This window comes from Rhizobium sp. N122 (assembly GCF_002211295.1).
Taxonomy (GTDB): domain Bacteria; phylum Pseudomonadota; class Alphaproteobacteria; order Rhizobiales; family Rhizobiaceae; genus Rhizobium.
The window spans coordinates 361,953-387,332 of sequence record NZ_LOKU01000001.1; the positions used below are offsets into that span (position 1 = coordinate 361,953).

Annotated in this window: 24 protein-coding genes; 10 read left to right on the forward strand and 14 right to left on the reverse strand. The window is 61.9% G+C overall.

Translation table 11 applies throughout. The annotated features are described in order from the left end of the window. Window positions 1-112: 112 nt before the first annotated feature. Window positions 113-832, forward strand: coding sequence for a LuxR family transcriptional regulator (locus tag ATY75_RS01600; protein WP_088936187.1), 720 nt, complete (start codon window positions 113-115; stop codon window positions 830-832). Window positions 833-1,138: 306 nt separating this feature from the next. Next, window positions 1,139-2,821, forward strand: coding sequence for a globin-coupled sensor protein (locus tag ATY75_RS01605; protein WP_088936188.1), 1,683 nt, complete (start codon window positions 1,139-1,141; stop codon window positions 2,819-2,821). 123 nt (window positions 2,822-2,944) lie between these two features. Here the strand turns inward: ATY75_RS01605 and ATY75_RS01610 are convergent, their stop codons facing one another. The 3 genes from ATY75_RS01610 to alr all read right to left on the reverse strand — a co-directional run bounded on the left by ATY75_RS01610 (window position 2,945) and on the right by alr (window position 6,461). Continuing rightward, window positions 2,945-3,946, reverse strand: a complete 1,002-nt coding sequence (locus ATY75_RS01610) for an AraC family transcriptional regulator (RefSeq protein ID WP_245317529.1) — start codon at window positions 3,944-3,946, stop codon at window positions 2,945-2,947. A 100-nt stretch (window positions 3,947-4,046) separates the two neighbouring features. Continuing rightward, complete coding sequence (locus tag ATY75_RS01615) at window positions 4,047-5,297, reverse strand: D-amino acid dehydrogenase (RefSeq protein WP_088936190.1); 1,251 nt, start codon at window positions 5,295-5,297, stop codon at window positions 4,047-4,049. Window positions 5,298-5,327: 30 nt separating this feature from the next. Beyond that, window positions 5,328-6,461, reverse strand: coding sequence for an alanine racemase (gene alr, locus ATY75_RS01620; RefSeq protein ID WP_088936191.1), 1,134 nt, complete (start codon window positions 6,459-6,461; stop codon window positions 5,328-5,330). Between the two features lie 124 nt (window positions 6,462-6,585). On the opposite strand from alr, the gene ATY75_RS01625 reads away from it, so the two are divergent. Further along, entirely contained in the window at window positions 6,586-7,050 is a 465-nt protein-coding gene (locus ATY75_RS01625) for an Lrp/AsnC family transcriptional regulator (protein WP_088936192.1), read from the forward strand. Between the two features lie 16 nt (window positions 7,051-7,066). Here the strand turns inward: ATY75_RS01625 and ATY75_RS01630 are convergent, their stop codons facing one another. Then, entirely contained in the window at window positions 7,067-7,789 is a 723-nt protein-coding gene (locus ATY75_RS01630; RefSeq protein ID WP_088936193.1) for a LuxR family transcriptional regulator, read from the reverse strand. A 187-nt stretch (window positions 7,790-7,976) separates the two neighbouring features. Further along, the gene (locus tag ATY75_RS01635; protein ID WP_088936194.1) at window positions 7,977-8,630 is read right to left on the reverse strand and encodes an acyl-homoserine-lactone synthase; all 654 of its coding nucleotides are present in this window, start codon (window positions 8,628-8,630) and stop codon (window positions 7,977-7,979) included. Window positions 8,631-9,249: 619 nt separating this feature from the next. Between ATY75_RS01635 and ATY75_RS01645 the strand changes: the two genes are divergently transcribed. Further along, a complete protein-coding gene (locus tag ATY75_RS01645) occupies window positions 9,250-9,765 on the forward strand; it encodes a hypothetical protein (protein ID WP_064844829.1) in 516 nt (171 codons plus the stop codon). 38 nt (window positions 9,766-9,803) lie between these two features. Here ATY75_RS01645 and ATY75_RS01650 read toward each other — a convergent pair whose 3' ends face one another. After that, the gene (locus ATY75_RS01650) at window positions 9,804-11,453 is read right to left on the reverse strand and encodes a cache domain-containing protein (RefSeq protein ID WP_088936196.1); all 1,650 of its coding nucleotides are present in this window, start codon (window positions 11,451-11,453) and stop codon (window positions 9,804-9,806) included. 152 nt (window positions 11,454-11,605) lie between these two features. Between ATY75_RS01650 and ATY75_RS01655 the strand changes: the two genes are divergently transcribed. Beyond that, window positions 11,606-12,913 carry a GGDEF domain-containing protein gene (locus ATY75_RS01655; RefSeq protein ID WP_088936197.1) on the forward strand — a complete coding sequence of 436 codons (1,308 nt, stop codon included), beginning with the start codon at window positions 11,606-11,608 and terminating at the stop codon, window positions 12,911-12,913. Between the two features lie 38 nt (window positions 12,914-12,951). Here the strand turns inward: ATY75_RS01655 and ATY75_RS01660 are convergent, their stop codons facing one another. Beyond that, window positions 12,952-13,152, reverse strand: a complete 201-nt coding sequence (locus ATY75_RS01660; RefSeq protein WP_088936198.1) for a hypothetical protein — start codon at window positions 13,150-13,152, stop codon at window positions 12,952-12,954. Window positions 13,153-13,396: 244 nt separating this feature from the next. Here ATY75_RS01660 and ATY75_RS01665 point away from each other — a divergent pair, with 244 nt between their 5' ends. From ATY75_RS01665 to ATY75_RS01675, 3 genes are all read left to right on the forward strand, one after another. Further along, complete coding sequence (locus ATY75_RS01665) at window positions 13,397-14,092, forward strand: GntR family transcriptional regulator (protein WP_088936199.1); 696 nt, start codon at window positions 13,397-13,399, stop codon at window positions 14,090-14,092. Window positions 14,093-14,159: 67 nt separating this feature from the next. Then, window positions 14,160-15,047, forward strand: coding sequence for a dihydrodipicolinate synthase family protein (locus tag ATY75_RS01670; protein WP_088936200.1), 888 nt, complete (start codon window positions 14,160-14,162; stop codon window positions 15,045-15,047). A gap of 2 nt (window positions 15,048-15,049) precedes the next feature. Further along, window positions 15,050-16,396, forward strand: coding sequence for an FAD-binding oxidoreductase (locus tag ATY75_RS01675; RefSeq protein ID WP_088936250.1), 1,347 nt, complete (start codon window positions 15,050-15,052; stop codon window positions 16,394-16,396). A gap of 21 nt (window positions 16,397-16,417) precedes the next feature. On the opposite strand, the gene ATY75_RS01680 is transcribed toward ATY75_RS01675, so the two are convergent. The 6 genes from ATY75_RS01680 to ATY75_RS01705 all read right to left on the reverse strand — a co-directional run bounded on the left by ATY75_RS01680 (window position 16,418) and on the right by ATY75_RS01705 (window position 22,410). After that, the gene (locus ATY75_RS01680; protein ID WP_088936251.1) at window positions 16,418-17,452 is read right to left on the reverse strand and encodes an L-idonate 5-dehydrogenase; all 1,035 of its coding nucleotides are present in this window, start codon (window positions 17,450-17,452) and stop codon (window positions 16,418-16,420) included. A 10-nt stretch (window positions 17,453-17,462) separates the two neighbouring features. After that, a complete protein-coding gene (locus tag ATY75_RS01685) occupies window positions 17,463-18,869 on the reverse strand; it encodes a TRAP transporter large permease (RefSeq protein WP_064844843.1) in 1,407 nt (468 codons plus the stop codon). Window positions 18,870-18,873: 4 nt separating this feature from the next. After that, the gene (locus ATY75_RS01690) at window positions 18,874-19,446 is read right to left on the reverse strand and encodes a TRAP transporter small permease (RefSeq protein WP_088936201.1); all 573 of its coding nucleotides are present in this window, start codon (window positions 19,444-19,446) and stop codon (window positions 18,874-18,876) included. Window positions 19,447-19,728: 282 nt separating this feature from the next. Beyond that, window positions 19,729-20,703: a sialic acid TRAP transporter substrate-binding protein SiaP gene (locus ATY75_RS01695; RefSeq protein ID WP_088936202.1), complete on the reverse strand. Its 975-nt coding sequence runs from the start codon at window positions 20,701-20,703 to the stop codon at window positions 19,729-19,731. A 23-nt stretch (window positions 20,704-20,726) separates the two neighbouring features. Further along, window positions 20,727-21,485, reverse strand: coding sequence for a FadR/GntR family transcriptional regulator (locus tag ATY75_RS01700; RefSeq protein WP_088936203.1), 759 nt, complete (start codon window positions 21,483-21,485; stop codon window positions 20,727-20,729). A gap of 187 nt (window positions 21,486-21,672) precedes the next feature. Beyond that, the gene (locus ATY75_RS01705; protein WP_088936204.1) at window positions 21,673-22,410 is read right to left on the reverse strand and encodes a Crp/Fnr family transcriptional regulator; all 738 of its coding nucleotides are present in this window, start codon (window positions 22,408-22,410) and stop codon (window positions 21,673-21,675) included. A 224-nt stretch (window positions 22,411-22,634) separates the two neighbouring features. Here ATY75_RS01705 and ATY75_RS01710 point away from each other — a divergent pair, with 224 nt between their 5' ends. Both ATY75_RS01710 and ATY75_RS01715 read left to right on the forward strand, forming a co-directional pair. Beyond that, window positions 22,635-24,014, forward strand: a complete 1,380-nt coding sequence (locus ATY75_RS01710; protein WP_088936205.1) for a PAS domain S-box protein — start codon at window positions 22,635-22,637, stop codon at window positions 24,012-24,014. A gap of 216 nt (window positions 24,015-24,230) precedes the next feature. Further along, window positions 24,231-24,968, forward strand: a complete 738-nt coding sequence (locus ATY75_RS01715; RefSeq protein ID WP_088936252.1) for a Crp/Fnr family transcriptional regulator — start codon at window positions 24,231-24,233, stop codon at window positions 24,966-24,968. An 82-nt stretch (window positions 24,969-25,050) separates the two neighbouring features. Here ATY75_RS01715 and ATY75_RS01720 read toward each other — a convergent pair whose 3' ends face one another. Then, the gene (locus ATY75_RS01720; RefSeq protein WP_088936206.1) at window positions 25,051-25,290 is read right to left on the reverse strand and encodes a hypothetical protein; all 240 of its coding nucleotides are present in this window, start codon (window positions 25,288-25,290) and stop codon (window positions 25,051-25,053) included. Window positions 25,291-25,380: the final 90 nt, after the last annotated feature.

Here is a 25,380-nt window from a genome sequence, read left to right on the forward strand (position 1 = left end):
AGAGACGGAAGACTGCATCCTGGCAAGCACTCAAGGTCGGACGTAAAGATTTATTAACCCCGAGACCCCAGAGTCGGGGTTAATCGTTAACCAGCCGCGAATCGGGGGACCAATGGGGTGCGCCTCAATTGAAAGCCTTTGCCATTTCAGGGATATTTCCGAAGTTCCCGCTCACCGGCAATTGCGCAACAGCGATCTGCTGGAACAATTGAGGAAGGCGGTCGATTTCCGTTATATCGCCGTCGGCGGACTGGATCTCGAAGGATATCGGATAGGGAGGGGGCGCTCCATCGACACCGATATGCCTCCCGCCTATATCGATACCTACTTCGCAGAGGAACACGGCCGTTCCGATCCACTCGTCGTCCAGTCACTCAGCCGGACAACGCCGCTGACGGAAGAAGAAGCCTTCGATATCCTGGCGCCGACCCAACGCCTCCGATATTTGCTGCGATCCTATGAGATCGGGCGGCGAATACAGATTCCGCTATCGAGGAACGGCATTATCTACGGAGGGGTCTGCTTCACGCGAGAAAAGCCGTTCACCGCAAGCGAAAAGGAACTGCTTGTCTTCTTTGCCGAGCCGTTGCATCGGGCGATCACCAAGCCGCTGATGGACCGTTTTGCCGCCGGCGTCCTTCGCCTGACCAGCGGCGAACTCCGCTGCCTCGAACTCGCGGGCAAGGGACTCACCAGCGAGGAAATTGCCGGTGCCTCTGACTATCGAACGGAAACCATCAACAGTTATCTGAAGAGCGCGACGAAAAAGCTCGGGGCAGCCAATCGCGCCCATGCGATTGCCGAAGCGATCCGCCGGCAACTCATTAGCTGACACTTCGGACGTCCGAATTATGACACGGCTCCGAAAACTGGGCCTTTTTTTTTGCCGTTCGAGTGCAGGTAAAAATCAGATTGCTCGAAATCCCATCGTTCAAAAAGCGCAAAAAGTATCCAGATAACGAAGCTATTTGACGAAATGCATTTCCTGGCTCGGCTTGGTTAACCGCAATTAAACCAACTATCCCAAATTTGGGGTCATCAATCAGGCGGGTGGACGCCGGTTCCGACATGATGGCGGGTTTCGATGTGATTGAGGCACGTGCCCAATTACGGTTTCAGCCAGTCTTCGAGGTCGGGAATGTCGAGTCAGTTTCATAAGCATGCCAGCAGCAATTCGGTCCACGCTCACAACGGCGGCGCCGGCGTTGATCACGCGAAGAGCAAAAGCCAGAGTGTCGAACGCCGCCTCGACTTCATGCAGCTCGACCAACAGGGCCGTGCCGGCATCCGATCTTTAAAGACGCTGATCGAACGCGAACTGCCGCATGGACTCGATAAGTTCTACGCGCAGCTTCGCAAGAGCCCGGAGGTCAGCCGCTTCTTCTCGACGGAGGAAAATATCGCCCGCGCCAAGGGTGCGCAGGTGGGCCATTGGGCCAATATCGCAGACGGCAAATTCAACGAGGAATATGTCGGCAAGGTCAAGACGATCGGAACCGTCCATGCCCGCATCGGCCTGGAGCCGCAATGGTATATCGGCGGCTACGCGATCATTGTCGATCATCTGATCAACCGCGCCGTCGAGGAAATGGTCCCGAAGGGCGGTGTATTCTCGAAAAAAACGATGAAGCCGGCGGAGTTCGGCAAGGCGTTGGCAAGCCTCGTCAAGGCTGTGATGCTGGATATGGATCTCGCCATCTCGGTCTATATCGACGAGGCCGAGATCGCCAAGCAGAAGGCCCAGGCCGATGCGATCGAGGCGGAGCGCCAGCTCGTCGGCTCCACTTTCGGCAAGGCCATGTCGGCGATTGCCGCCAAGGATGTCAGCTACCGGATCAGCGATGATCTGCCGGAAGCCTATCACGCCCTGCGCGACGACTTCAACAATGCGCTGGAACAGCTGTCGACGACGATCGAGCAGATCAGCGGCTCTGCCACGCAGATCAATGCGGGGTCGCAGGAGATCCGGTCCGCCGCGGACGATCTTGCCAAGCGAACCGAGCAGCAGGCCGCCTCCATCGAGGAAACGGCGGCCGCGCTCGAGGAGATCACCACCACGGTGAAGGACTCCAGCCGGCGCGCGGAAGAGGCGGGGCAACTGGTTGCAAAGGCCCGCATAGGCGCCGAGAAGTCGGGCCAGATCGTCCAGCAGGCCGTCGCCGCGATGGGGGCGATCGACAGCTCGTCGCGGGAAATCTCCAACATCATCGGCGTCATCGATGAAATCGCCTTCCAGACCAACCTTCTGGCGCTGAATGCCGGCGTCGAAGCGGCGCGCGCGGGAGAGGCCGGCAAGGGCTTCGCCGTCGTCGCCCAGGAAGTTCGCGAACTGGCGCAGCGTTCCGCCAAGGCGGCAAAAGAGATCAAGGGATTGATCAACAACTCGGGCGAACAGGTAAAGGCGGGCGTGTCCCTGGTCGGACAGACCGGCGAGACGCTGACGGTGATCGTCGACGAGGTCCAGGAGATCGACCGGCACATCGGCGCCATCGTCAGGGCGTCGAGCGAGCAGGCAACGGCGCTGCACGAAATCAACACGGCCGTCAACGCGATGGATCAGGGCACTCAGCAAAACGCCGCGATGGTCGAGCAGTCGACCGCGGCAAGCCACGCCCTGGTCCAACAGGTCGGCCATATCACTCAGATGCTGAGCGAATTCCACATTGGCAAATCAGCGGCATCCCAGATGCGAGCGGCCCGGCAAGCAAACGGCCCCCCGACAGCTGCCTCGCCGGCGCGCGCGTTGCGGGCAAAACTCGGCGCGGCCTATCCGAGCCATGGCAACGCCGCCATTGCAAGCAATGAGTGGGAAGAGTTCTGACGCCGCCGGCCGGTCTCGCCCGCGAGTCGGCTAAAGATCATCGCCGCCCGCAGACACGAAGCCCAGATCCTGCTCATGCCCATCCGCAGAAGATGCGGCCAGTCATGAGCAGCCTTGTCACTATCAGGCCTTCAAAGTCTGCGACGGCAGTTGACCGAAACGCTTCCGGTACTCGGCTGAAAATCGCCCGAGATGGGTAAACCCCCATTTGAGCGCAATGTCGGCGACGGCCTGCCGCGTGCCGGATTCGAGCAGATCGCGATGGGCGGCAAGCATCCGCAGTTCATGCAGGTAAGCCATCGGCGTGGTATTCCTGAACTGCCGGAAACCCTGTTGCAAGGTGCGGACGCTGACCTTGGCCGCAGTGGCGATGTCGCTCAGCGAAATCGGCTCGGCCATATGCTCCCGCATGAAGTCGATCGCCCATTTCACATGGCGAGGAGCCGGGGCCGGAGCAGGCAGCGCAAGCGCCTCCGAATAGCGATGGGGACAGGTCTCCAGAAGCAGGTAGATCATCGCGTCGCAGAGCGCACTCAGTGCCAGCGGCGACTGCTGCAGCGGCCCATCGCCGCTAAGCCCGCGGTAGAGGTTCACGGCGAGCTGCTGCAGGACGAGCCCCGAACCGGTCGTCAGATCGATGGTCGGATGGAAATCGGTGTCACCGATAATCGTCCGCTCGAACATATGCGTGAGCTGCCTGTTGATCCTCGCCTGATCGACGAACAGGCCGAGATGACGGCGCGGGCCGACCAGGCAGGAACCCGAGGCGCGGCCCGCCCCGAGAATGGCGCCGCGACCGGGAATCGAATGGATCTGCTCCTTCCCGGCATCGAAGACGGCATTCCCCTCCATCGGCAGGAATATGATCACCTTGCCGTTGGGTGCCTCGCGCCTAACCGAGATCGTGCCCTCGTAGGCGCAGTCGGCGATGGTCAGCTCTTCCGTCGAGACGAAATTGCAGCGATAGGCGATGGGTGCGCCGGCTTGCGCCGCAGCCTTGATCGGCGAGTTCGGCGTCGACAATATTTCCGAGAGTGCGTCCGGGTCCGTGCCGCTGAAGGCCGTCTCCCAAAGCGACGGGCTCTGCCTCGCCGGATCGTGGAGGGAGCTCCTATGGGCGGGCATATTAGACATATGGGACATGCGCGACCTCGAAAGACAATGATCGCGAGTGATAGTTGATTTCCGCAATCATATGTTTTCTTTTTTCGTTCCCCGGCATATTTCAGTGATACCGGTTAATTGCCAGATCCTTCGCGTCGATTTCCGGATTGGCGCCGCCGACCAGATCGCTGATCAACCGTGCCGAACCGGTGCTCATCGTCCAGCCGAGCGTGCCGTGGCCGGTATTGAGGAAGAGGCCGACGATCTTGGTCGGGCCGATCACCGGTGTACCATCCGGGGTCATCGGGCGCAGGCCGGACCAGAAGGACGCTTTGGAAACGTCGCCACCGGGGAAGAGATCGGTGACCGAATGTTCCAGTGTGCTGCGGCGGGCGAAGCCGAGATCGTTGGTATAGCCCGAAATTTCAGCCATGCCGCCGACGCGGATGCGGTCGCCGAGCCGGGTGATGGCAATCTTGTAGGTTTCGTCCATGACGGTCGATTCCGGCGCGCGCGACGCATCGGTGATCGGGATGGTCAGCGAATAGCCCTTGACCGGATAGACCGGCAGGCCGATGCCGAAGGGCTTGAGCAGCAACGGCGAATAGCTCCCGAGCGCAACCACCACCGCATCCGCGCTCATCCGTTCACGATCGGTGACGACGCCGCGCACGCGGCCGGCCTCGACATCCAGCGCCTTGATCGTCGTGCCATAGGCGAAGCGGACGCCGAGCGTCTCGGCTTTGGCGGCCAGCGCATTGGTGAATTTGAAGCAGTCGCCGGTTTCGTCCTTCGGCGTCAGCAGGCCGCCGACGATCTTGTCGCGCACATGTTTCAATGCCGGCTCGAAGCGGATGCAGCCGTCCCGGTCCAGCACCTCATAGGGAATGCCGTCGGCCGCCAGCGCCTTGACGTCCTTTGCCGAGGCGTCGAGCTGCTGCTGCGTGCGGAACAGCTGCAGGGTTCCCTGCATGCGTTCGTCATAGGCGATGCCGGTCTCGGCGCGAAGGTCGGCCAGCGCGATGCGGCTGTAGTCGGCAAGCCGCAGCATGCGGCTCTTGTTGATCGCGTAGCGCTCGGAGGTGCAGTTCGACAGCATCCGCGCCATCCAGGAGAGCATGGCCATGTCGAGCTTCGGGCGCAGGATGAGGGGCGCATGTTTCATGAACAGCCACTTCATCGCCTTCGCCGGAATGCCGGGCGCTGCCCATGGCGAGCAATAGCCGAAGGAGACTTCGCCGGCATTGGCAAAGCTCGTTTCCAGCGCCGGGCCTTTCTGCCGGTCGACGACCGTGACCTCGTGACCTGATTTGGCCAGCTGATAAGCGGATGTGACGCCGACGATACCGGCACCCAGAACAATGACTTTCATGATCTTCCCAATAATGGAGCCGCCGGGCTCTCAGCGATATTGCCTGTCGTAACGATCGCCCAGACCGGTTAGGATTTCGTAAGATATCGTGCCGGCATCGCCGGCAATGTCCTCGAGCGTCTGGTTCGGGCCGAGCACTTCGACCAGACTGCCCAGTGTCAGGGTGCCTTCGGTCAGTTCCGAGACGTCGACGGTCACGCTGTCCATCGAGACGCGGCCGACGATCGGCAGGCGGATGCCGTTGACATAGACGGCGCCGCGGTCGCCGAGCGACCTGGGCAGACCATCGGCATAACCGGCGGCGATGGTGGCGAGACGCATTTCCCGCTCAGCGACATGCGCGCCGCCATAGCCGATCTTGGTGCCTGCCGGCACGGTGCGGGTCTGCACGACGGCGACGTCGAGGCTGACGACCGGCTCCATCGGGTTCGTCCCGCCGGCGTTGGGCGCGCCGCCGTAAAGCGCGATGCCGGGGCGGGCGAGCACGCCGTGATAGGCATCGCCGAGGAAGACCCCGCCGGAATTGGCGAAGGACATGTCGAAGCCGGGAAATTCGTCGGCAATGCGGGACATCTCGGCCCATTGCTCGCCGTTCTGATCGCTCTCCATATCATCGGCCGAAGCCAGATGGCTCATGATGAACAGGATTTCGACATTGCTGCCGTCGCGAAGCGCGGCCGCCAGTTCGGCTCGTTCTTGCCGGGGAAAGCCGAGCCGCGACATGCCGGTGTCGAATTGCAGCACGGCCGGCAGGCAGCGTTTCAGCATGCGCGCCGTCTCCGACCATTGCCGCCACTGGGCCAGCGAGTTGAGAACCGGGACGATGCCCATCTCGGCGCAGGCGATCTCGTTGCCCGGCTGCAAGCCGTTCAGCACGAAAATCTGGGCGTTGCGCGCAAGCGTCGGCCGCAGCCTCACCGCCTCGACGAACTGAGCGACGAAGAAATGCCGGCAGCCTTCGCCGTAGAGCGCTCTCGCGACCCGCTCGGCGCCAAGGCCGTAGGCGTCGGCCTTGACGACGGCTCCGGCGCGGACCGGCGCCAGCATCGATACCAGCTTGCGGTAGTTGCGGCCGAGCGCGGCAAGATCGATCGTCAGATAACCCGTGGCTCCCTGTGCGGTCGTCGTGCTGCGTGTGCGGGAAACCAAAATATCGCTATCCATGTCCACCCCCCGATTTCAGGCAAGTTTATGAAACAATGCGCGAAATTGCCTGGAATTCAGCAGTCGATTACTGCATGATTTGCCTATTATCCGCATAATCGACGAAACTTTGGAATAATCCATCATGCCCGCTCTCGACTCGATCGATCGCAATATCGTGAGACTGCTGCGCCTCGATGCGCGCATGAGCAATGCCAAGCTCGCCGCCGAGATCGGCCTGTCGCCATCGGCCTGCCTCAGGCGCATCAAGATCATGGAAAAATCAGGGGTGATCCGCGGCTATACGGCGCTGGTGGACACCGGCAATGCCGACGAGATGATCGCCGTGATCATCAACATCACGCTCGAGCGGCAGACCGAGGACCATCTCGACCGTTTCGAGGCGGCGGTCCGCCGGCATCCCGAGATCCGCGAATGTTTTCTGATGACAGGCGGTTCCGATTATCTGCTGCGCGTCGAGGTCGCCAGCCCGGGCGAGTTCGAGCGCATCCACAAGGAGATCCTGTCGACCCTGCCGGGCGTTCTCAGGATTCATTCCAGCTTCTCGATCCGCAATGTCCTTGCGACGCGCACCAGAGGCAGGCGGTGAAGCGCGATCGCCAGATTTATATCAAATCCAGCGCCGTCGCCTTGGCGACCGCTTCGCTCGTCGTGGCAACGGTCAGCTTTCGGCGCGCCGAGGCGAGATAGAGCTGCACCGCGCTCACCGAAATGCACAACCGGGCGCAAATCTGCTTTGCCAGAAGGCCGTTGGCGGTCATCTGCAAACATTGCAGCTCGCGGCGCGACAATTGAGGAAAATCCGCGGTTTTGCTCATCCCCGACAGAACCATGGCTCTGTCGTGAAGATGGTGAGCGAGAAACTGCAGGTCGCGCATACTGTCCATGCGGAACTGTCGCCTGTAGGATTCGGCGTGAGTGGATGTGACCGTAAACAGCGCACGCTCGCCTTGCGGTCCCCGCACCGGCAGAGTGACGCCCTGCCGGCCGATGCCGAAGGCCATCGCCTCCTTGAAGAAACCGCAGGCCCGGCCTGAATCCCATTTCGATGCGGACCACTCCACCGGCAGAAAGCCGCGTCGGCCGAGACGCACGACGGGATCGATGCTGAAATAATCCCGGGCAATATATTGTTTCACCCACTCCGGCGGGTAGGTCAGCATCAGCAGGGGATTGTCGTCTGCCGTCGCCGAACGGGTCACATGCAGAACCATATGCGATATCGCATAGATGTGGCGGACTTCATCCAGCGTTGTTTCCAGATCCTGCAATGTCGGTGAGGCGGAGATCCGGTCCAGGCAGTCGAAAAAACGAGAACTGCTCAGCATGAGTTGGACTCGTGGTTGTGTGATTCATTTTCTGCTCGCATGGGTATCATTTAGCGACTACTGATAATAGCCTGTTTCCGGCATGACGTGAAAAATGCGTTAAGGCGCGGCGCGGCATATCCCGCGGCCGAGGGACACCCGCATCCGTCCTCAGACCGCCGGGGCAGCGATCGGGTCGGCGCTGCGTTCACCGCATGCCGCCGCGTCCTTCGCCGACGACCGTTGCCGCGGGAGAGAGGGAACCCGTCTCCAGAAGTCGGGACAGATTGGCTTGAAGTGTCCTGCTATTGTCTGCGGTCACGTCCCATAAACCGACATACAGGTTGCCGATCTCGGGCCTCGACCGGGCAAGCGGCGTCGGCCTCCAGCCGATCCGGCGATAGACGCCGATCATCGTGGCATCGTAAACGCCGACGATGCTTTCGATGCCGGTGTCGAGCGCGAGATCGCAAAGCCCCGAGAGCAGTTCGGTCGCCACCGTGCGCGACGAATTCTGATCGGCGTCGCCGGCCAGCGGATGAACGCAAAAGCGGGTGCATTCCCAGCATGTCGGGCTATCGACATCAATGGGCTGATCAAAGAAATCCCGGAACTCGCTTGTGAGCATCGTCGCCCCCGTGGTCGGCAGCAGGCGCAGCGAACCCGTCAGTGTGCCGGAAGGCCATTGCGTCACGAGATAAACGGGATCCTCCGCCTCGTCGTATCGGTCCCTTTCCCATTGGTCCTTGACGTCGACCTGCCATCCCAACCGGTCGCGAAAGACGGCGGCGCGCGCCCGAAACATTTCATCGAAAGCACGCCGTTCGGCCTCGAACATGTCCTTGGTGAGTATCCGCAACATATCCGTCCCTCCTGATGCGCTGATGTTTCACAACAGGCGGCCGATCCCCGGCAATCTGGATATTTCATCAGATTGACCGGCCCACCCTCTCTCTCCTCGCAACCGCGCTGCCTGCCGCCGCACAGCTCGCCTTTTCGCCCGATTGCCGGAACCATCAGCCGATCGCCGTCGCACCGCCGCAGGATGCGATCCTGTTCACCAAGCAGCCGGCGCCCCATCCGAATGGGACGGCCTCCATCTTCGCGATCAACGGACTGGACCTACGTCATACCGCAAGGGGCCAATTCCTGCGTCGTCGCAGCGCCTCATGCAAATGACGAGTATTGCTTCATTGCCCGCAACGACAACACGATCGACGGCGTCGGTTTTGCCGCCATTCGAAATCCGGGCGCCAGAACATTCCCCCCTCCGCCTTGTCTAAAGGTGTAAGGCGGGGAGCGTCTGATCAGCGCGGCCGCGCGCCGCCGACAAGGCCTCTATCGATTTTCAGCGCCGCAGCCTTGCGCACCGCCCGTCAACGGCGGATTGTGGGCTGCGGTCCCGACCAGAGCCCGATCCTCTGCGGAACAATCGGCAGCGTTCAGCGGTTTGGTAGAGCCGGTTAACCGGGGAGGCTTTCATGCGTGCTGCTCTGATTGCTGCTATGTTCTCGCTGTCCTGCCTGCCTCACACCGCAAAGGCGTCGGAGGCGGGATTTTTGCGATCCTTGGCGGGCGATTGGCGCGGGACCGGGATGGTACTCACCAGGATCGGCGGCACAAACTTCAATGTTTCCTGCACCCTCAAATCAGACGCGAGTGAATCCGCGGTCTCGATGAACGGGAAATGTCGCGGCCTTGCGGTCTTCACAAGAGCTTTCTCGGCCAATGTCAAAGCATTGGGACAACGCTACACCGGCAACTACATCGGACCATCGGGACAGCCATCCAAACTGGTCGGCAGCAGACAGGGCGAGGCGCTCAATCTTCGCGTGACCTGGGCGCGCGTGGTCAATGGCGATCGCAACGCGACGTTGATGATCGAGAAACTGGGGCAGGACAGGCTTCGGCTTCAGACGGTCGATCAGGACCCGGCCTCAGGCAAATCCGTGGTGACGAGCCGCATCGATCTGCAGCGTCCGCCTGCCGGGAAATAGACAGGTCCATCCGCTAGGGGAGTGCCGGTACAATGCCTCTATTCGGCCGTCGCTGCGGGATCTCCGGTCAGGAAGACAACTTCGAAGACGAGCCCTTCGGGCCTGTAGTCCGACCTGGAGCGCGCCTGCGCCTTGGAGGAAAAGGCCCGCTCGATCAGGACCGAGCCGAAGCCTCTTTTCGTCGGCGTCGACACCGGCGGCCCGCCGGCCTCCGTCCAGACGAGCAGGACGCGCCCGTCCTCGTGCTGCCACTCGATGGCGACGGTTCCATGCTCGCTTCCAAGACTTCCGTACTTCGTCGCGTTGGTCGCCAGTTCGTGAAGCACGAGGGAAAGCGGCAGGGCGATATCGGCGGGAAGAACCACGTCGGGGCCATCGAGACGAATGCGTTCCTCCGAGGCGATATGCGCCCGCAAGGCGGCGGAGATGATCTCCCGGATGGGCGCGGCCGACCCCTCCCGCGACAGAATGAGATCATATGTGCCGGCAAGTGCGGCGAGCCTTTCGGCAAAGGAGCTGTAGCTTTCCGGATTGGCGCGCGAGAAGGTCTGCCGGGCGATCGCCTGAACGAGGGCGAAGCCGTTCTTGACCCGGTGCGCCATTTCGCGGACGAGCAGGGTCCGCTCTTCCTCTGCCTGCTCGTTCCGGCGTCTGCGCTCGTCGAGTTCATCGAGCAGCCGATCGAAGGTGGCGCCGACGACCTCCAGTTCGTCCGCTCCCGTCATGCCGGTACGCGCCGTCGTCTGGCCGCTGCGCCACTTCTCCATCACTTCGGCGATCCTGGAGATCGGCACGAGGATGAAGCGGTTGCCGATGAAGATCGCGGCAAGAAAAGCGAAAAGCGCACCGCCGGTGATGGCGAGCGTATTCATCAGCGTCGCCCGGTTGATCGGCGCGAAGGCCTCCGATTTCGAGAAGCCGGCGCTGACATAGAGCGGGCTGGCAGGCAAAGCGATCGGCCGATAGCCGAGAACGCTCGTTGTTCCATCCTTGCCGGTGATCTCGATCACTTCGGGCTGCTCGGCATGGACCAGGCGCTGGTATTCCTCGGAAATGACAGTGCCGACGAAGCGTTCCGGAAGGGGAACGTGCGCGACGACGGTTCCCTTGCCGTCGGCTATCGTCACCTCATTGCCGGGCGCGACGCCGCGTTCGGTGATGCGGTTCTGCAGCCAATCCACCCGGATGCCGCTGACGATGACGGCCTTGACGGCGTCGCCCTCCATCAGGGGCATGGCGAGCGGCAGGACCGGTCTGTCGACGAGGCGGCTCTGCGTATAGGTGCCGACGGCGAACCCCTTGGTGTCGAGGACCTGCTGAAAATAGTCTCGATCGGAGAAGATCACGCCATCGGGAAAAGCCATGCTGCCGCAGACCGGCTGTCCGTCGAGCCCGACGACGAAGATGGTGCGGATGTTCGGAACGTTTTCGGCGACCGATTTGAGGGCTTCATTGCAGCCTTGGACCTCAAGGTGCCGCACGGACGGCATGGCAGAGACGGACACGAGAAGGGCGTGCAGACCCTCCACGATCCTGTCGACTTCCGAGGATGCTTGTCTGGCTGCCTGCGCCGCGGATGCGCGCATCTCTTCATTGCGCTGATGGCGGAGCGCGACTTCGTTGTATGCGAGCATCGCGACCACCGGCGCCAGCGCCGCGACCGCAACTGCAACCAGTTTGAGTCTCATCCTGTTCCCTCTCGGACGAGGGTTCGTAGCATGATCGGGACGATCTGGCCCAGATCACGCAGGAAATCTTGTTTACAAAATATCAACATAGGAATCAGGACATCCAGGCGCAAACCTTGCCGAGCGTGCGATCGCGGCTAGATAATCCAAGGATGAATGATGCCAAAAGCACCTCCTCCGAAGGTTCTGCCGCCGGGTCTTTCTCGCCGCGGCCACTGAATGGCGCCACGGCGGATGAGGTCGAACGTCTTTTATCGGGCCGGACCCGCGATATCCGCCTGACGGGGGATCTGCGCCGCAGATATGATGAGAGGTCATGGCGGCAGACGGCGAAGGTCATCCGGTCCTGGATGATATGGGTGGCATTCGTCGATATCCTGACGCTGGCGCTGAACGCTATTCTGCTTCCCCACCAAATCGTCCTGCCGATGGTCGCTCCCGCCTGCCTTTTGCCGCCGGCGGCAATTTTTACGGCGGTCGTCTGGAGCAAACCGCGCCCGGCGGCGGTTCAGCGCGCATCGCTGGTCGGGGGGATGTTCATCATTCTGCTGTCGGTCGCACTCGTCGGCGTCTTTGCCGGAGGGGAGTTTTACGAACGGCATCTGACCATCATGCTGTTCGTCGCAACGAGCGCAATCACCATCTTCAGCGCCCCGCTGGCGTGGACGATCGCCATCGCCTGTTATGCCCTCTGCCTCTATTTCATCCTGCAGTGGTACAACCCGCTTGCGGAAACCGGCAGCGTCATTGCCGGGACCCTGTTCTTCTCCTGCGGTATTATTGCGACCGTCGTTGCCCGGCGGACGATGAACATCCTGGCGCAGAAGACCTTTCTCCTGGACTGCAGGGACCAGCGCCGGGTGGCGGAACTGGCCGATGCGAACGCCCGGCTGGAGCGGCTGGCCAGAACCGATCCGCTGACGGGGATCGCCAACCGCCGTTGGATGATGGAAACGCTCGAGGGCCTGTGGCGCAACGGCGGTGAGACAGGCGTCGTCACGGCCATGCTGATGTGCGATATCGATCACTTCAAGGCGCTTAACGATAAGCTCGGTCATGGCGAGGGCGACCGCTGCCTCGTCAAGGTTGCCGGCATCATCCAGAGCTGCGTGCGGGCCGATCGCGACCTCGTCTCGCGCCATGGCGGAGAGGAATTCCTGATCGTGCTTCCGGATGTCGACGAAGACGAGGCCGTCGCGGTGGCAAAACGAATACGCGAAAGCGTGGAATCCGCCGCCCTTCCGAACCCTTCCTCCGGTGTCGGCCCTTCCGTCACTCTGAGCGTCGGAGTAGCCTTGAAATCGGCGCTCGACTCCGACATCTCACTGGCCAATCTCCAGCACGAGGCCGACATGGCTCTCTACCGCGCCAAGGAAGCTGGCCGCAACCAGGTCTGCGTCTTCCGTCGTCCGCACCAGGCTGCACCCTCCGCCGCGGAACATATCGCCGCCCGGCGCTAGAACGGGGACATTTCGATCTGCCACCCGCCTGATCGACGTCAGCGGATCACCAGGATCACAACCATGGCGACTGCCGAGACGAGGCCGCCGGCGTTGAGCCCGAAGATCAGATATTCTGCCGCCTTTTGCCGGGAATGACCGGGTTCCACATTTCCAAAGACGGCCGTCAGCCCGCCTGCGATCCAGCTCGCCAGCGTCAGAGCGCCGAGAAGAAGAGCCCATTGCGTTGCTGTATCCATGTCCTGCTCCAATACGGATGCACGCCCGGCCGAGAAAATTCCCGTGAGGGCTTACCGGTAACAAGCCAAGCCCGCTTTTGTTTCCACGTCGATAGCGCACTTTGAGGTGAGCAGTCTGTCGGCAGACGTGAGGCGGCAGGGCAACATTCTGCTGTGGCTCACCATCGGGAAATCACTGAAGCCTTGACGTCCGCGTTATGTCTACATAATGTCTTCAAAAGAAATTATTTAGACGAGCTGCAATATGAATAGCGAAATTGCCACGCCCGATCGCAAGTCCAGCCTCGAACTCGCACTGCGCAGGCGCATCCTGACGATGGAACTGCCTCCAGGTGCGGTGCTCGATGAAGTGGCTTTGAGCGAAGAATTCGGGCTTTCACGACCGCCGGTGCGCGAGCTGATGCGGCAGATGGCTGGCGAGGGTTATATCGAGCTCGAGACGAACCGCGCCGCTCGCGTCAGCTCCATGAGCTACAACTCGCTGCGCGACTTCTTCCTGCTCGCGCCGATGATCTACATTACCGCCAACAAGCTCGCCGCCGAGAACCGGACGAAAGCGGAACTCTCGGTTCTCAAGCAGATCCAGCGCGCCTTCCGCAAGGCGGTCGATGATTGCGACGTCGAGGGCCGGGTCTTCTACAACGACCAATTCCACCGCCAGATCGGCGACATGGCTCATAATGTCTACGTCGTTCCAAGCCTGCGCCGCCTGCAGATCGACCATGCGAGGATCGGCAAGATCTTCTACCAGCACCCGAACACGCCGCGCATGCAGGAAGAACTCGAGCTGGCATCGGATCAGCACGACGAGATGATCGAGGTCATCGAGCGGCGTGACGCCGATGCCTCCGGCGAGCTGGCGCGGCTGCATATCGAACTCTCCCGGCGGAACATGGTGATGTACGCCGCCCCAGAGGGACTACAGACGCCGACCCTCTAGGTCAGGCAATCATAGACGCAGCTCCATCCGGCTCGACCTTCGGCCTAACGCAACGGGATTTCCATCGATGACCGCCTTTCCCTTTCCAGGACTCAATCTCGCAATCACCACCCCGTTCGATGATGCCGGCCGCATCGATTACGGACGGCTTGAAGTCAACGTCGAACACTATCTCGCCGCAGGCGTCCGCAGCTTCCTGTTCAGCTCGGGAACCGGCATGCACGTCTATCTCTCCAAGCAGGAGTCCGAGGAACTGGTCCGCCGGGGCGCGAAGATCGTCAATGGCCGTGCCAAGGTGATGGCCCAGGCCTCGGCCTTGCTGGTGGAAGACGTGGTGGAGCGGACCGCTCGCGCCCGCGACGCCGGCGCCGAAGGCGTGATGGTGCTTCCGCCCTTCTTCGAAGGGCCGACCGACGACGAGGGCATTCTCGATTTCTACGCCGAGGTCGCCAGATCTGGCCTTCCCGTCATCGGCTATAACGTGCCCCAGGCGGTCGGTGTCGCCATTACGCCGGAGCTCCTCGACAGACTGAACGACATTTCGGGCTTTTGTGCCGTCAAGGACAGCAGCGGGGATTTGGGAAAACAGGCAGCCCTCATCCGCAGCGGCCGTTTCGTCATGAACGGCGCCGACCCTCTCGTTCCCTATACGCTCTATGCCGGATGCGACGGCCTGATCTGGGGTGGCGCAAATTTCGCGCCAAAAACCTCTGTTGCCCTCGTCGAGGCGGCGGCTCAGCGCAAATGGGACGAGGTCCGCGAACTCTGGAAAATCCTGGAGCCGGCGATGGGCCTGATCTGGGAAAGTGACTACGTGCAGTCCGTCTATGCAGCCGCCGAGCTGATCGGTTACGGCGCCGGCGCCCCGAGAAAGCCGCTGCGCGCTCTTGCCCCGGAAAAGCTTCCCGCTCTCCGGCGCGCGCTCGAACCGCTCATCGAGCGGGAAGCGATTTGACCGTGACCCGGGCCGCACAGAACGTCTTCGTCGCATCCAGGCTTCCCAAACGCGCCGGTGTGTCGGGCTGGGTGGCGACGCTTGCGCCGCGCATGCCGCGCCCGGCCCTGAATGAAGCGATCAGCATCGACGTCGCGATCATCGGCGGCGGCTTTGCCGGCCTGTCGGCGGCCCACCGGATTTCGCGGCTCGATCCCACCGTCCGGGTCGCCGTTCTCGAAGCCGGCATCGTCGCTGAAGGCCCGGCCGGGGCCAACTCCGGCTTCATCATCGATTTGCCGCACGAGGTTTCCTCGGACGATTTCAGCGGCGAGTCGGAAGCCAGGTTCCGCGACTCCGTGCTCCTGCAGCGTTCGGCGATTGCGCTGGCGAGCGAACTCGCCGCTGAGAACGGCTGGGGAAAAGATCTGTTTGATGCCTGCGGCCGGTACAGCGTCGCAATGAGTGCTGAAGGCGACAAGCATCTCGAGGCCTATTCGCAGCAGCTTTCGAAGATGGGCGAAGCGCACCGCCTGCTCAAAGGCCCGGAAGTCGAGGCGGTGACCGGATCGAAGACCTTCACTTCGGGGCTCTTCTCACCCGGTACGATCATCATTCAGCCGGCCGCCTATATCCGCGGCGTGGCCGACTGCCTGAAGCAGCCGGTGCGGCTGTTCGAGCAGACGCCGGCCCTCTCCTTCGTGCGCTCCGGCGACGGCTGGCTGGTGAAGACGCCGAAGGGATCGGTGCAGGCCGGCAAGATCATCCTCGCCAATAACGGCCATGCGGAAAGCTTCGGTTTCTTTCGCGGGCGTCTTCCGCATGTCTTTACCTATGCCTCCCTGACGGAGGAGTTCGATCCGGCAAGGCTCGGCGGCGAAAGGAAGTGGGCGGCGACCCCGGCGCTGCCGATGGGAACGACGGTGCGGCGCATCAACACCGGCGGCGGCGACCGCATCCTGGTGCGATCGCGCTACAGCTACAATCCGGGCATCCGGATCAGCGATGCCGCCATTCGCAGCGCCGGCCGCCTGCATGACGGCAAATTCGCCCATCGTTTTCCTGGTCTCGCCGGTGTCGGCATGCAGTATCGCTGGGGAGGCGCGATGGCGTTGACGCGCAACCATGTGCCGGCCTTCGGAGAAATCGAACGTGGCGTCTTCGCCGCCTGCGGCTGCAACGGCCTCGGCGCATCGAACTCCACCGCCGCCGGCATCGCCGCGGCCGAACGCGTGCTCGGGCACGATTCCGAACTCGGCCGCATCTACGACCGCCTGGCGGCGCCGGTTCTGCTGCCGCCGCAGCCGCTGACAACGATCGGGGCGAAAATCCATCTTGCCTATCGCGAATGGCGTGCCGGGACGGAGTAAGACGGCGCCGAGCGCGCCGCCCTAGAACGTAAGCTGCACCTTACAGGCGGCAGTGCGGTCGCCGGCAAGGGTGAAAGCGGCGGTGGCTTGTTCGAGCGGCAGGCTGTGGCTGATGATCGGCCGCACGTCGATCTGACGACTGGAGATCAGCGCGACGGCGGTGGCGAATTCCTCGTGGAAGCGCTGCGTTCCGTGGATGTGAATCTCCTTGCCGACGATCGCGTTGAGAGGGATCGGGATCTCTCCGGTGACGCCGACCTGCACGATCGTGCCGCGCGGCCGGATGGCGGCGATCGCGCTGCGGATCGCGGGTGCGGCAGCCGAGCATTCGAAGACGAGATCGAAATAGCCCTTCCCCGCCTCGAATTCGCCAAGCGCTGCGGCATCCCGGGCAACATTGATCGTGCGACTGGCGCCCATCGCCTTGGCCCTCTCCAGCGCCGCATCCGCCAGATCGGTCACCACGATCTCGGCCGCACCGTGATAAGCGGCAACCGCAACCATCAGCGCGCCGATCGGCCCGGCGCCGGTGATGAGGACACGTTTGCCGGTGATATCGCCGGCCCGTGATGCGGCGTGCAGGCAGACCGACAATGGCTCGCTGCAGGCCGCTTCGGCGGCCGTTGTCGCAGGCCCGACTTCGAAGCACTGCCTGGCCGGCACCACCAGCCATTCCCGGAACATGCCCTGTTCGTGCGGCAGGCGCATGGCGCTGCCCATGAAGCGCATCTCCAGGCAATGGATCGGCATGCCTTTCTCACAATATTCGCAATGTCCGCAGGGCTGGCTCGGATTGACCGCCACCAGCGCGCCGGCCTTGAGGTCGACGTCCTCGCCGGCCCGGCTCACGCTTCCCGCGGCTTCGTGGCCCGGGATGATCGGCTCGCGAACCCTGACCGGTCCGAAGCCGCCATCCTGATAATAATGCAGATCGGAGCCGCAGATGCCTGCGGCCGCCATTTTGAGCAGCACCTCGCCTGGGCCGGGAGCCGGAACGGTGTCGGTTTCGACCCTGAGATCGCCCTTCTGGTAGAGCCGTGCCAGACGTGTCCGCATCATGGCCATCCTATCTCAACAATCCGAGCTGCTGCGGCAGCCAGAGCGAGACGGCGGGCACGAAGGTGATCAGGATCAGCGCCAGGAACAGCGGCACAAGCCATGGCAGGATCGCCATGGTGGTGCGCTCGACCGAGAGTTTCGCGACCCTCGACAGCACGAAAAGCACCATGCCGAGCGGCGGATGCAGCAGGCCGATCATCAGGTTCAGCGTCATGATCAGTCCGAACTGAACCGGATCGATGCCGAACTTGGCGACGATCGGCAGCAGGATCGGCACGAGGATGGTGATCGCCGCGATCGTATCCAGGAAGCAGCCGACAAAAAGCATCAGGAGATTCACCAGGATCAGGAACACCCATTTATTGTCGGTGATCGACAGGATCGCATCCGAAAGCAGCTGCGCCGCCTGACTGACCGTCAGCAGCCAGGCGAAGACCGAGGCCGCGGTGACGATGAACAGAACCGATGCCGTCGTCTCGATCGTATCGAAGCTGGCTTTGGCGAGTGTCGAAAAGGTCATGGTGCGGTAGCGCACCAGGCCGAGGAACAACGACCAGAGCACGGCGGCGACGGCGGCCTCCGTCGGCGTGAACCAACCCATGGTCATGCCGCCGATCAGGATCACCGGGGTCATCAGCGCCATCACGGCGGAAAAGCCGAAATACCAATCGAGCGCCAGAAGTGCCAGAAGTGCGATGCCGGCCGCGGCATTCATCGACATGCCGGCCTGCATCATCAGATAGATCGCCACAGGCACCAGCAGGACGACGACGATTTCCATGCCGGCCGACAGCAGCTGCCTGATATCGAAGGGCGCGTCGGAGCCCCAGCGCTTCTTATAGGCGAAGGCGGCGACGGTGATCATCATCAACAGCGTCATGACGACGCCGGGCAGGATGCCGGCCATGAACAGAGCGCCGATCGAAACATTCGCCATCATGCCGTAGATCACGAAGGGCAGCGACGGCGGGAAGATCGGGCCGAGCGTGGCAGACGCCGCCGTCACGCCGACGGCGGCCTCGACGGGATAGCCGTGATCCTTCATCGCCTTGATCTCGATCGTGCCGATGCCGGCAGCATCGGCAAGTGCGGTGCCGGACATGCCGGAGAAGATGACGGAGCCGATGATATTGACCTGCGCCAGCCCGCCCTTCATCCAGCCGACGAGCGCCACCGCGAAGGAGTAGATGCGGCCGGTCACACCCGCCGAGTTCATCAGATTGCCCGCCAGGATGAAGAAGGGAACGGCGAGCAGCGGAAAGCTTTCGACGCCGGCAATCATGCGCTGGGCAACGATGATATCGGGCGCCACGCCGTAAAGCACGATATACAGCACGGATGCGACGGCCATCGAAATGGCGACCGGCACCCCGATCAGCATCAGCACCAGAAACGAACCAAGAAGAAGAAGCATCGGATCAACCCTCGACAGTCTGGAATTCTTCCGGGCGTTCCAGGACGGAGTAGCCGCGGCGCATATTGGCGATGAAGACGATGACCGCGCGGATCAGCATCAGCACGAAGGCGACGAGCACGGAGTAGAAGACGATGTTGCGCGGCAGCTCGACGGTGACCATCTGCTCGTCGGCGACGATGTCGACATAACGCCACATCAGGTGGCAGCCATAGGCGAAGAAGCCGATGCGGACGATGTCGACGAAGGTCGCGAGCACTCGCGCCAGCCCTGCCGGCATATAGTGATAGAACACATCCACCTGAATATGCCGTGACATGCGCACGCACATGGCCGAGCCGAGAAAGACGACGCCGATCAGGCAGTTGATCGCGATCTCCTCGGTCCAGGCATAGCTGTCGTTCAGCACATAACGCGTGAAGAACTGCAGAAACACACAGCCCGCCATCAGCCAGAAGACGATCAGCGTGATCCAGTCCTCGATGGCGTAATCCGCGACGTTGGCGGTCGGCGCGTGGCCTTCGAACTCGTGGCCAATTTCCTCGGCCGTGATTGGCGTGTGAATCTCTTGCGACATGATCGGCCTTGTTCCGGTTGGGGAAGTTAGGGCGCGGCGCGTAGGCGCGACCTGAGTTTACTGACAAGCCTTGCTGCTTACTGAGCGTGGCCTTCGGCACCTTGGCCCGTGAGATCGGCGTCTGCCCCTCATCCGGCTGCCGCCACCTTCTCCCCGCCTGCGGAGAGAAGGGGATATGCCGCGGACCTCTCCGTCCCTCGCCGACGTCTCGCGAGGCACGTCCCTCTCCCCGTCAAAACGGGGAGAGGGTTAGGGTGAGGGGCATCTATCGCTGACGAGCTTTTACTGGATCGCCCGGATGGCTTCCCAATCGGCCTTCTCGTAACCGAAATCCTCGAACTTCACCTTTTCCATCACGTTCTTTTCGAAGTCCGATCTGTCGACCTCGGCAACGTTCAGGCCCTTCTCCTTGAAGGTCGCAACCAGGCTGGCCTCCTTGCCGGCGATCGTCTTGCTGGTGCGCTCGGCGGCCTCCTGCATGACGTCGCCGAAGATCTTCTTGTCCTCGTCGGACAGGCTCGCCCACCGCGTCTTCGAGATCACGGTGTTGAGGTGATCGACGATGTGGCCGGTCAGGATGATGTTCTTCTGGACTTCGTAGAACTTCTTCGCCTCGATCGTCGTCAGCGGGTTTTCCTGCGCCTCGACGGTGCCGTTCTGCAGAGCGAGATAGACCTCGGCAAAGGCGATCGGCGTGGTGTTGGCGCCGCAGGCGCGCGGCATGGCGAGATAGGCCGGAACGTCGGGCACGCGGATCTTCAGGCCCTGCATATCGGCGCATTTGGCGATCGGCTTGTTCGAGGTCGTGTGGCGCGTGCCGTAATAGCTGACGGCGGCGATGTGATTGCCGGTCTTGTCCTCATAACCTTTGGCGAGGCGCTTGAAGACATCGCTCCTGGTATAGGCGATCAAGTGATCGGGGCTGCGGAAAATATAGGGAAAGTAGGTGACTCCGATCGGCTTGTAGTCGCGTGCGGCAAAGCTCGATCCGGAGATGATGATGTCGACCGTGCCGAGTTTGAGACCCTGGTTGATATCGGCTTCCTTGCCGAGCTGCGAGGCCGGATAGACCTCGATCTTGTAGCGCCCGTCGGTGCGCTTGGCGATCTCTTCGGCGGCCCAGACGGAATCGGTATGGAAGGGTTCCGAGGTCTCATAGACATGCGCCCATTTCAGTACCGTCTGGGCATGCGCGACCGCCGTCGTCGCCATGATCGCGGCTGCGGTGCAAAGTATCGTTGCAAGTTTGCTCTTCATCGCTCTCTCCTCCCGAGCTCGGGTTAAATCTTGTCCATTCCTTTCGCGGGCCGCCTATTGCGGCCACGCTCCTCCTCTCCCGAAAACTCCTCGCCGAAGCTTTCGGAAAACCGCTTCTGCGACAGTGTGAGATGGGCGCGCATCGCCGTCTTGGCGCCCGCGCCATCGCCGGCGGCGATCGCGTCGCGAATAGCGCGATGCTCGTCCACGGCGCTGCGCCATGTTCCCGGCCCCTCGAAGTGGCTGGCGAGCTTGGCGAAATAAGGCGTCATGCGCATGTCGAACATCTCGCCCGTCACCCGGATCAGCGTCGCATTGCCGACGATCGCGGCAATGCCGGTGTGAAAGGCGCGATCGGCGGCAAGCACCGTGCTCGCATCATTGACGCCGCCGCTCATGCGCATCAGCGCTTCGTCGAGCAGCGCGATGCCTTCCGGCTTGGCGCAGCCCGCCGCTTCCTCGGCAATGGCGCATTCGATGATGGCGCGCGCCTGCAACAGCTCGAAAGGCCCCTCCACCGGTTCGCGCTCGGCTCCCGCCGCAGCCGCGGCGTGCTGGCGCACCACGTAGATGCCGGATCCCATGCGGATATTGACGAGGCCTTCGACCTCCAGGACGATCAGCGCCTCGCGCACCGTCGGGCGCGACACCGACAGTTGCTCGGCCAGATCGCGCTCGGCCGGCAGCCGCTGGCCAACGGCAAGCTCGCCGCTTGATATCATCAAACGAATCTGGTCCGCCACCTGCCGATAGAGGCGGCGCGATTCCACAGGTGAAAACATTCCGGCCTCCCCGGCGGCTTCTCCTCAAGCGCGCATCTGGTCAACTGGCCTGACCAATTGAGGCATAGATATCATCGCAGCGGTTGTGCGTCAATCCGCCGCATGAACGCAAAACACGAGCATCCACAGACTGGAAGGAGTTAGGGGGTTCGGCCGTCGCGACGCGCTTTAGTATCGACGACCGGCTTCAATGTGCGGCGATCGGTGCGCGAGATGAATGATGGCGGATACCGGGAAGGTCGGGCCCGGATATGCCCGGAAGATTATAGGCGTCGGCCGCGAAGCTTTCGAGGGCTATGCGGTTGCGAACGATCACCAGGCCGCGGCTGGAATGGATGAGGCGCTCGCCTTCCAGGATATGCAAGGCATCGGTAACGCTCGATCGTCTCACGCCGAGCATGACCGCCAGATATTCGTGGGTGATCGCGATCTCCTCGCCGTCCAGGCGATCGTGGCACATCAGAATCCACTTCGCCAAGCGCACGTCGATCTTGTGGACGGCATTGGAGAGCGCGGTGTGGGCGACCTGTGTGAAGAAGATATGGACGAAGTGCGAAAGCAGCGACAGGACTGCGGGTTGCTCGCGCAGGAACCCCGCCAGGGCAGCGGCTTCGACACGGCGTCCATGGCCGGCGACCTGCATCGTCACCTGGAACGGAGATCGCTTCCCCTCCATGAGCAGGGTCGGCGGCGACACCCCGTCCCTGCCGACCAGGCCGACCTCCGCCCTTCTGCCCTCGGGACTCGTCGCCACCATGGAGGCGATACCGCTTTCCAGAAAGTAATAATGACTGACCGGCATGCCGGTATGGACGAGATCGAGATCGCGCGGGAGGATGAGCGGTTCCAGAACCGCCTCCAGAGCCAGAAGCTCCGGATCCGACAGATGCGATAGGATGAGATTCTGGGTGTGGAGACGTCGCACGGTCCTGCCCTCTGGTTTGGCAAGAGCACACCGTCTCCCAGCCGCCAGCGCCGCGAAGTCTGCCGACGATGGCCGCAATTATGAACCCCGGGATGCCTGATTGCAAGGCGCATCACCAGCCTCGCATCGATGTCCGTCCGGCTTTTGTACGCAAACGCACGTCGCGGAGAAATCGCCGTCATAGGTGCTAAAGTCGATGAAAGACATTCCGGGAGTGCGCTGGTATGGATCAATATGCCTTTCCGGGCGACGAGACTGAAATCCATCGTCACATCATCGAGAGTGCGCTGGACTATGCCATATTTGCGATGGATCTCGATGGCACGGTAATGACCTGGAGCGCCGGCGCGGAAAAGGTGTTCGGCTATTCGGCAGACGATATCATCGGGCAGAACAGCGCCGTCATCTTTTCCTTCGAGGATCAGCTTGCCGGCGCCCCGCCGAGGGAGATCAGAACCGCTCTTGCCACCGGCCGCGCCGACGACAATCGGTGGCACGTCAGAAAGGACGGCAGCCTATTCTGGGCTTCCGGACTGATGATGCCGCTTCTCAACGACGCCGGCCAGGTCTACGGACTGATGAAGGTCGTCCGCGATCGGACGAAAAGACTGCAGCAGGACGAAGCGTTGCGCGCCAGCGAGGAGCGCTTGCAGCTCATTCTCAAGAGTGCGATCGACTATGCGATCTTCGCCTTCGATCGGGACGGGCTGGTCATCAGCTGGAACACCGGCGCCTGCCGGATTTTCGGCTATGAAGAACACGAAATCCTCGGCCGCGATGCGCGCATTCTCTTTCTGCCGGAGGATCGTGAAGACGGCGCACCGGAACGCGAGATGGAGGCCGCGCTGGAGCATGGCCGCGCCGAAAACGAGCGGTTTCACTTACGCAAGGACGGCTCGACATTCTGGGGCAGCGGGCTGACGATGCCGCTGCGGGCCCATCATCACCGGGCCGGTTTTCTCAAAGTGCTGCGGGACGACACCGAGCGGCACTTCGCCGATGAACATCAGCAGATCATGATGCGGGAGATGAGCCATCGGATCAAAAACAGCCTGGCGCTGGTTGCGGGAATGCTGGCGATGCAGGCACGCTCGGCGAGAGAGCCAGAAGTCGAACAGGCCCTTCGTGACGCGGAAGCACGCGTCGGAACGATCGCCCAGGTGCACGATCAATTGTGGCGTCAACCGCACATCGAAACGGTGGATCTCGCCGATTTCCTGTCGAGCCTGTGCCACCGGCTGGAACAGTCGACCGCGCTCCACACCGTCTCCGTCGACGCGGACCCATGCATTGTCGATGCGGACCGCGCCATCCAGATCGCCCTTCTGGTCAACGAACTGGTGACGAATGCCTTCAAACACGCCTATTCCGATGTCGGCGGCGCGGTTTCCGTCATCGCGCGCAACGACGGCGGTGACATCCGCATCGAGATATCGGACGGCGGCAAGGGCCTGCCATCGGAATTTTCCTCCGATGAAAACGCCGGAAAGAGCCTGGGAATGAAGGTGGTGCGTGCGCTGGTGCAGCAGCTGAGGGCGGAGCTTCAGATCGAAGGTCGCGAGCCGGGCACGGGTTTTGTCATTCGATTGCCGAGAGATGCGTGACTGGCAGCCCGACACCTTTTTCTTTTGCAATTCACACTTAATGCAATGATTTTAAACATATAAGCCCGTTCTGCACGCCTCCGTCGGTTTTGTCAAAACCGCACAGAACCACCCATGAATATGGCTATACCGGCTGTTATGACGCATAAGCTGTTCATTACCGCGATCATGAAGGCTGCTGGTATGAGCACGGGCTCCTCCCCGCAGGAGACCGTCATGGCCGCCCCGGATCAGCGCAATATTCACAATCTGCTGTTGAAAGCATTGCCTGCCGATGCCTTCGACATGCTGCTCGCCGATGCGCAGACAATCCAGCTGCCGCTCAAACATGTGCTGGTCGAAGCCGACCAGCCGAACGACCATGTCTGCTTCGTCGAGGAGGGCCTTGCCTCGATGGTCGCATCGAATTCCGAGGACGAAGCTGTCGAGGTCGGGCATATCGGATATGAAGGGATGACGGGGGCGCATATCCTGCTGAAGACCGACACGACGCCCAACCGGACCTTTATGCAGGTCGCCGGAACCGGCTTGCAGATCTCGGTCGAAGCCTTTGGACGGGTGCTGACAGCCTTTCCCGAAGTCAACGGCTTGTTTCTCAACTATGTGCATTGCAGCGACATTCAGCTGGCCCAGTCGGCGCTCGCCAACGGCCGCTACAATATGCATGAGCGGCTCGCCCGCTGGCTGCTGATGTGCCATGACCGGCTGGCCGGAAACGACCTGCCCCTCACCCACGAATTTCTGGCGCTCATGCTCGGCGTGCGGCGCTCCGGTGTCACCAACGAGCTGCATGTCATCGAAGGCCTGAGAGCCATCAAGTCCACCCGCGCCAATGTCAGGATTCTCAACCGGGAACGGCTGGAGGAGATCGCCGCCGGAAGCTATGGCGTGCCGGAACGCGAATATGAACGTCTGATCGGCCTGCCGATCCGCCGCCCCGCCAAATCCGGATGATGTGAACTTAACCGGCCTGCAAACATCCGCATCCCAACAATGAAATAGCGCAAGTCGTCCAAAGACTGCGTGGCGTCTTGCTTTAGTCCGAGCGCCGGATCGTCTCCGCAAAGTACACGATCAGAAGGACGCCTCCCAGTTCGTCGCAGATATGGATCCGTCGCGCCGAGATGTCTTTTCCGGCAAGCACCGCCTCGCTCATCAGCGCTCTTGCGTCCTGCACGGCTTCTCGCCTGGCATCGGCGAGCGTTGCCAGCTCCGAACCTTCTAAATCGACCACCACTGCGGTGTCCGACACGACGTTGAAATAAAATCTCGGCATGCGCTGCCCCACCGTCGCAGAATCAATGCCATAACTCGCAGCGCGGGTCCTTAGAAAAGAGCCCGCCTGTTACCCGGACCGCAACACGAT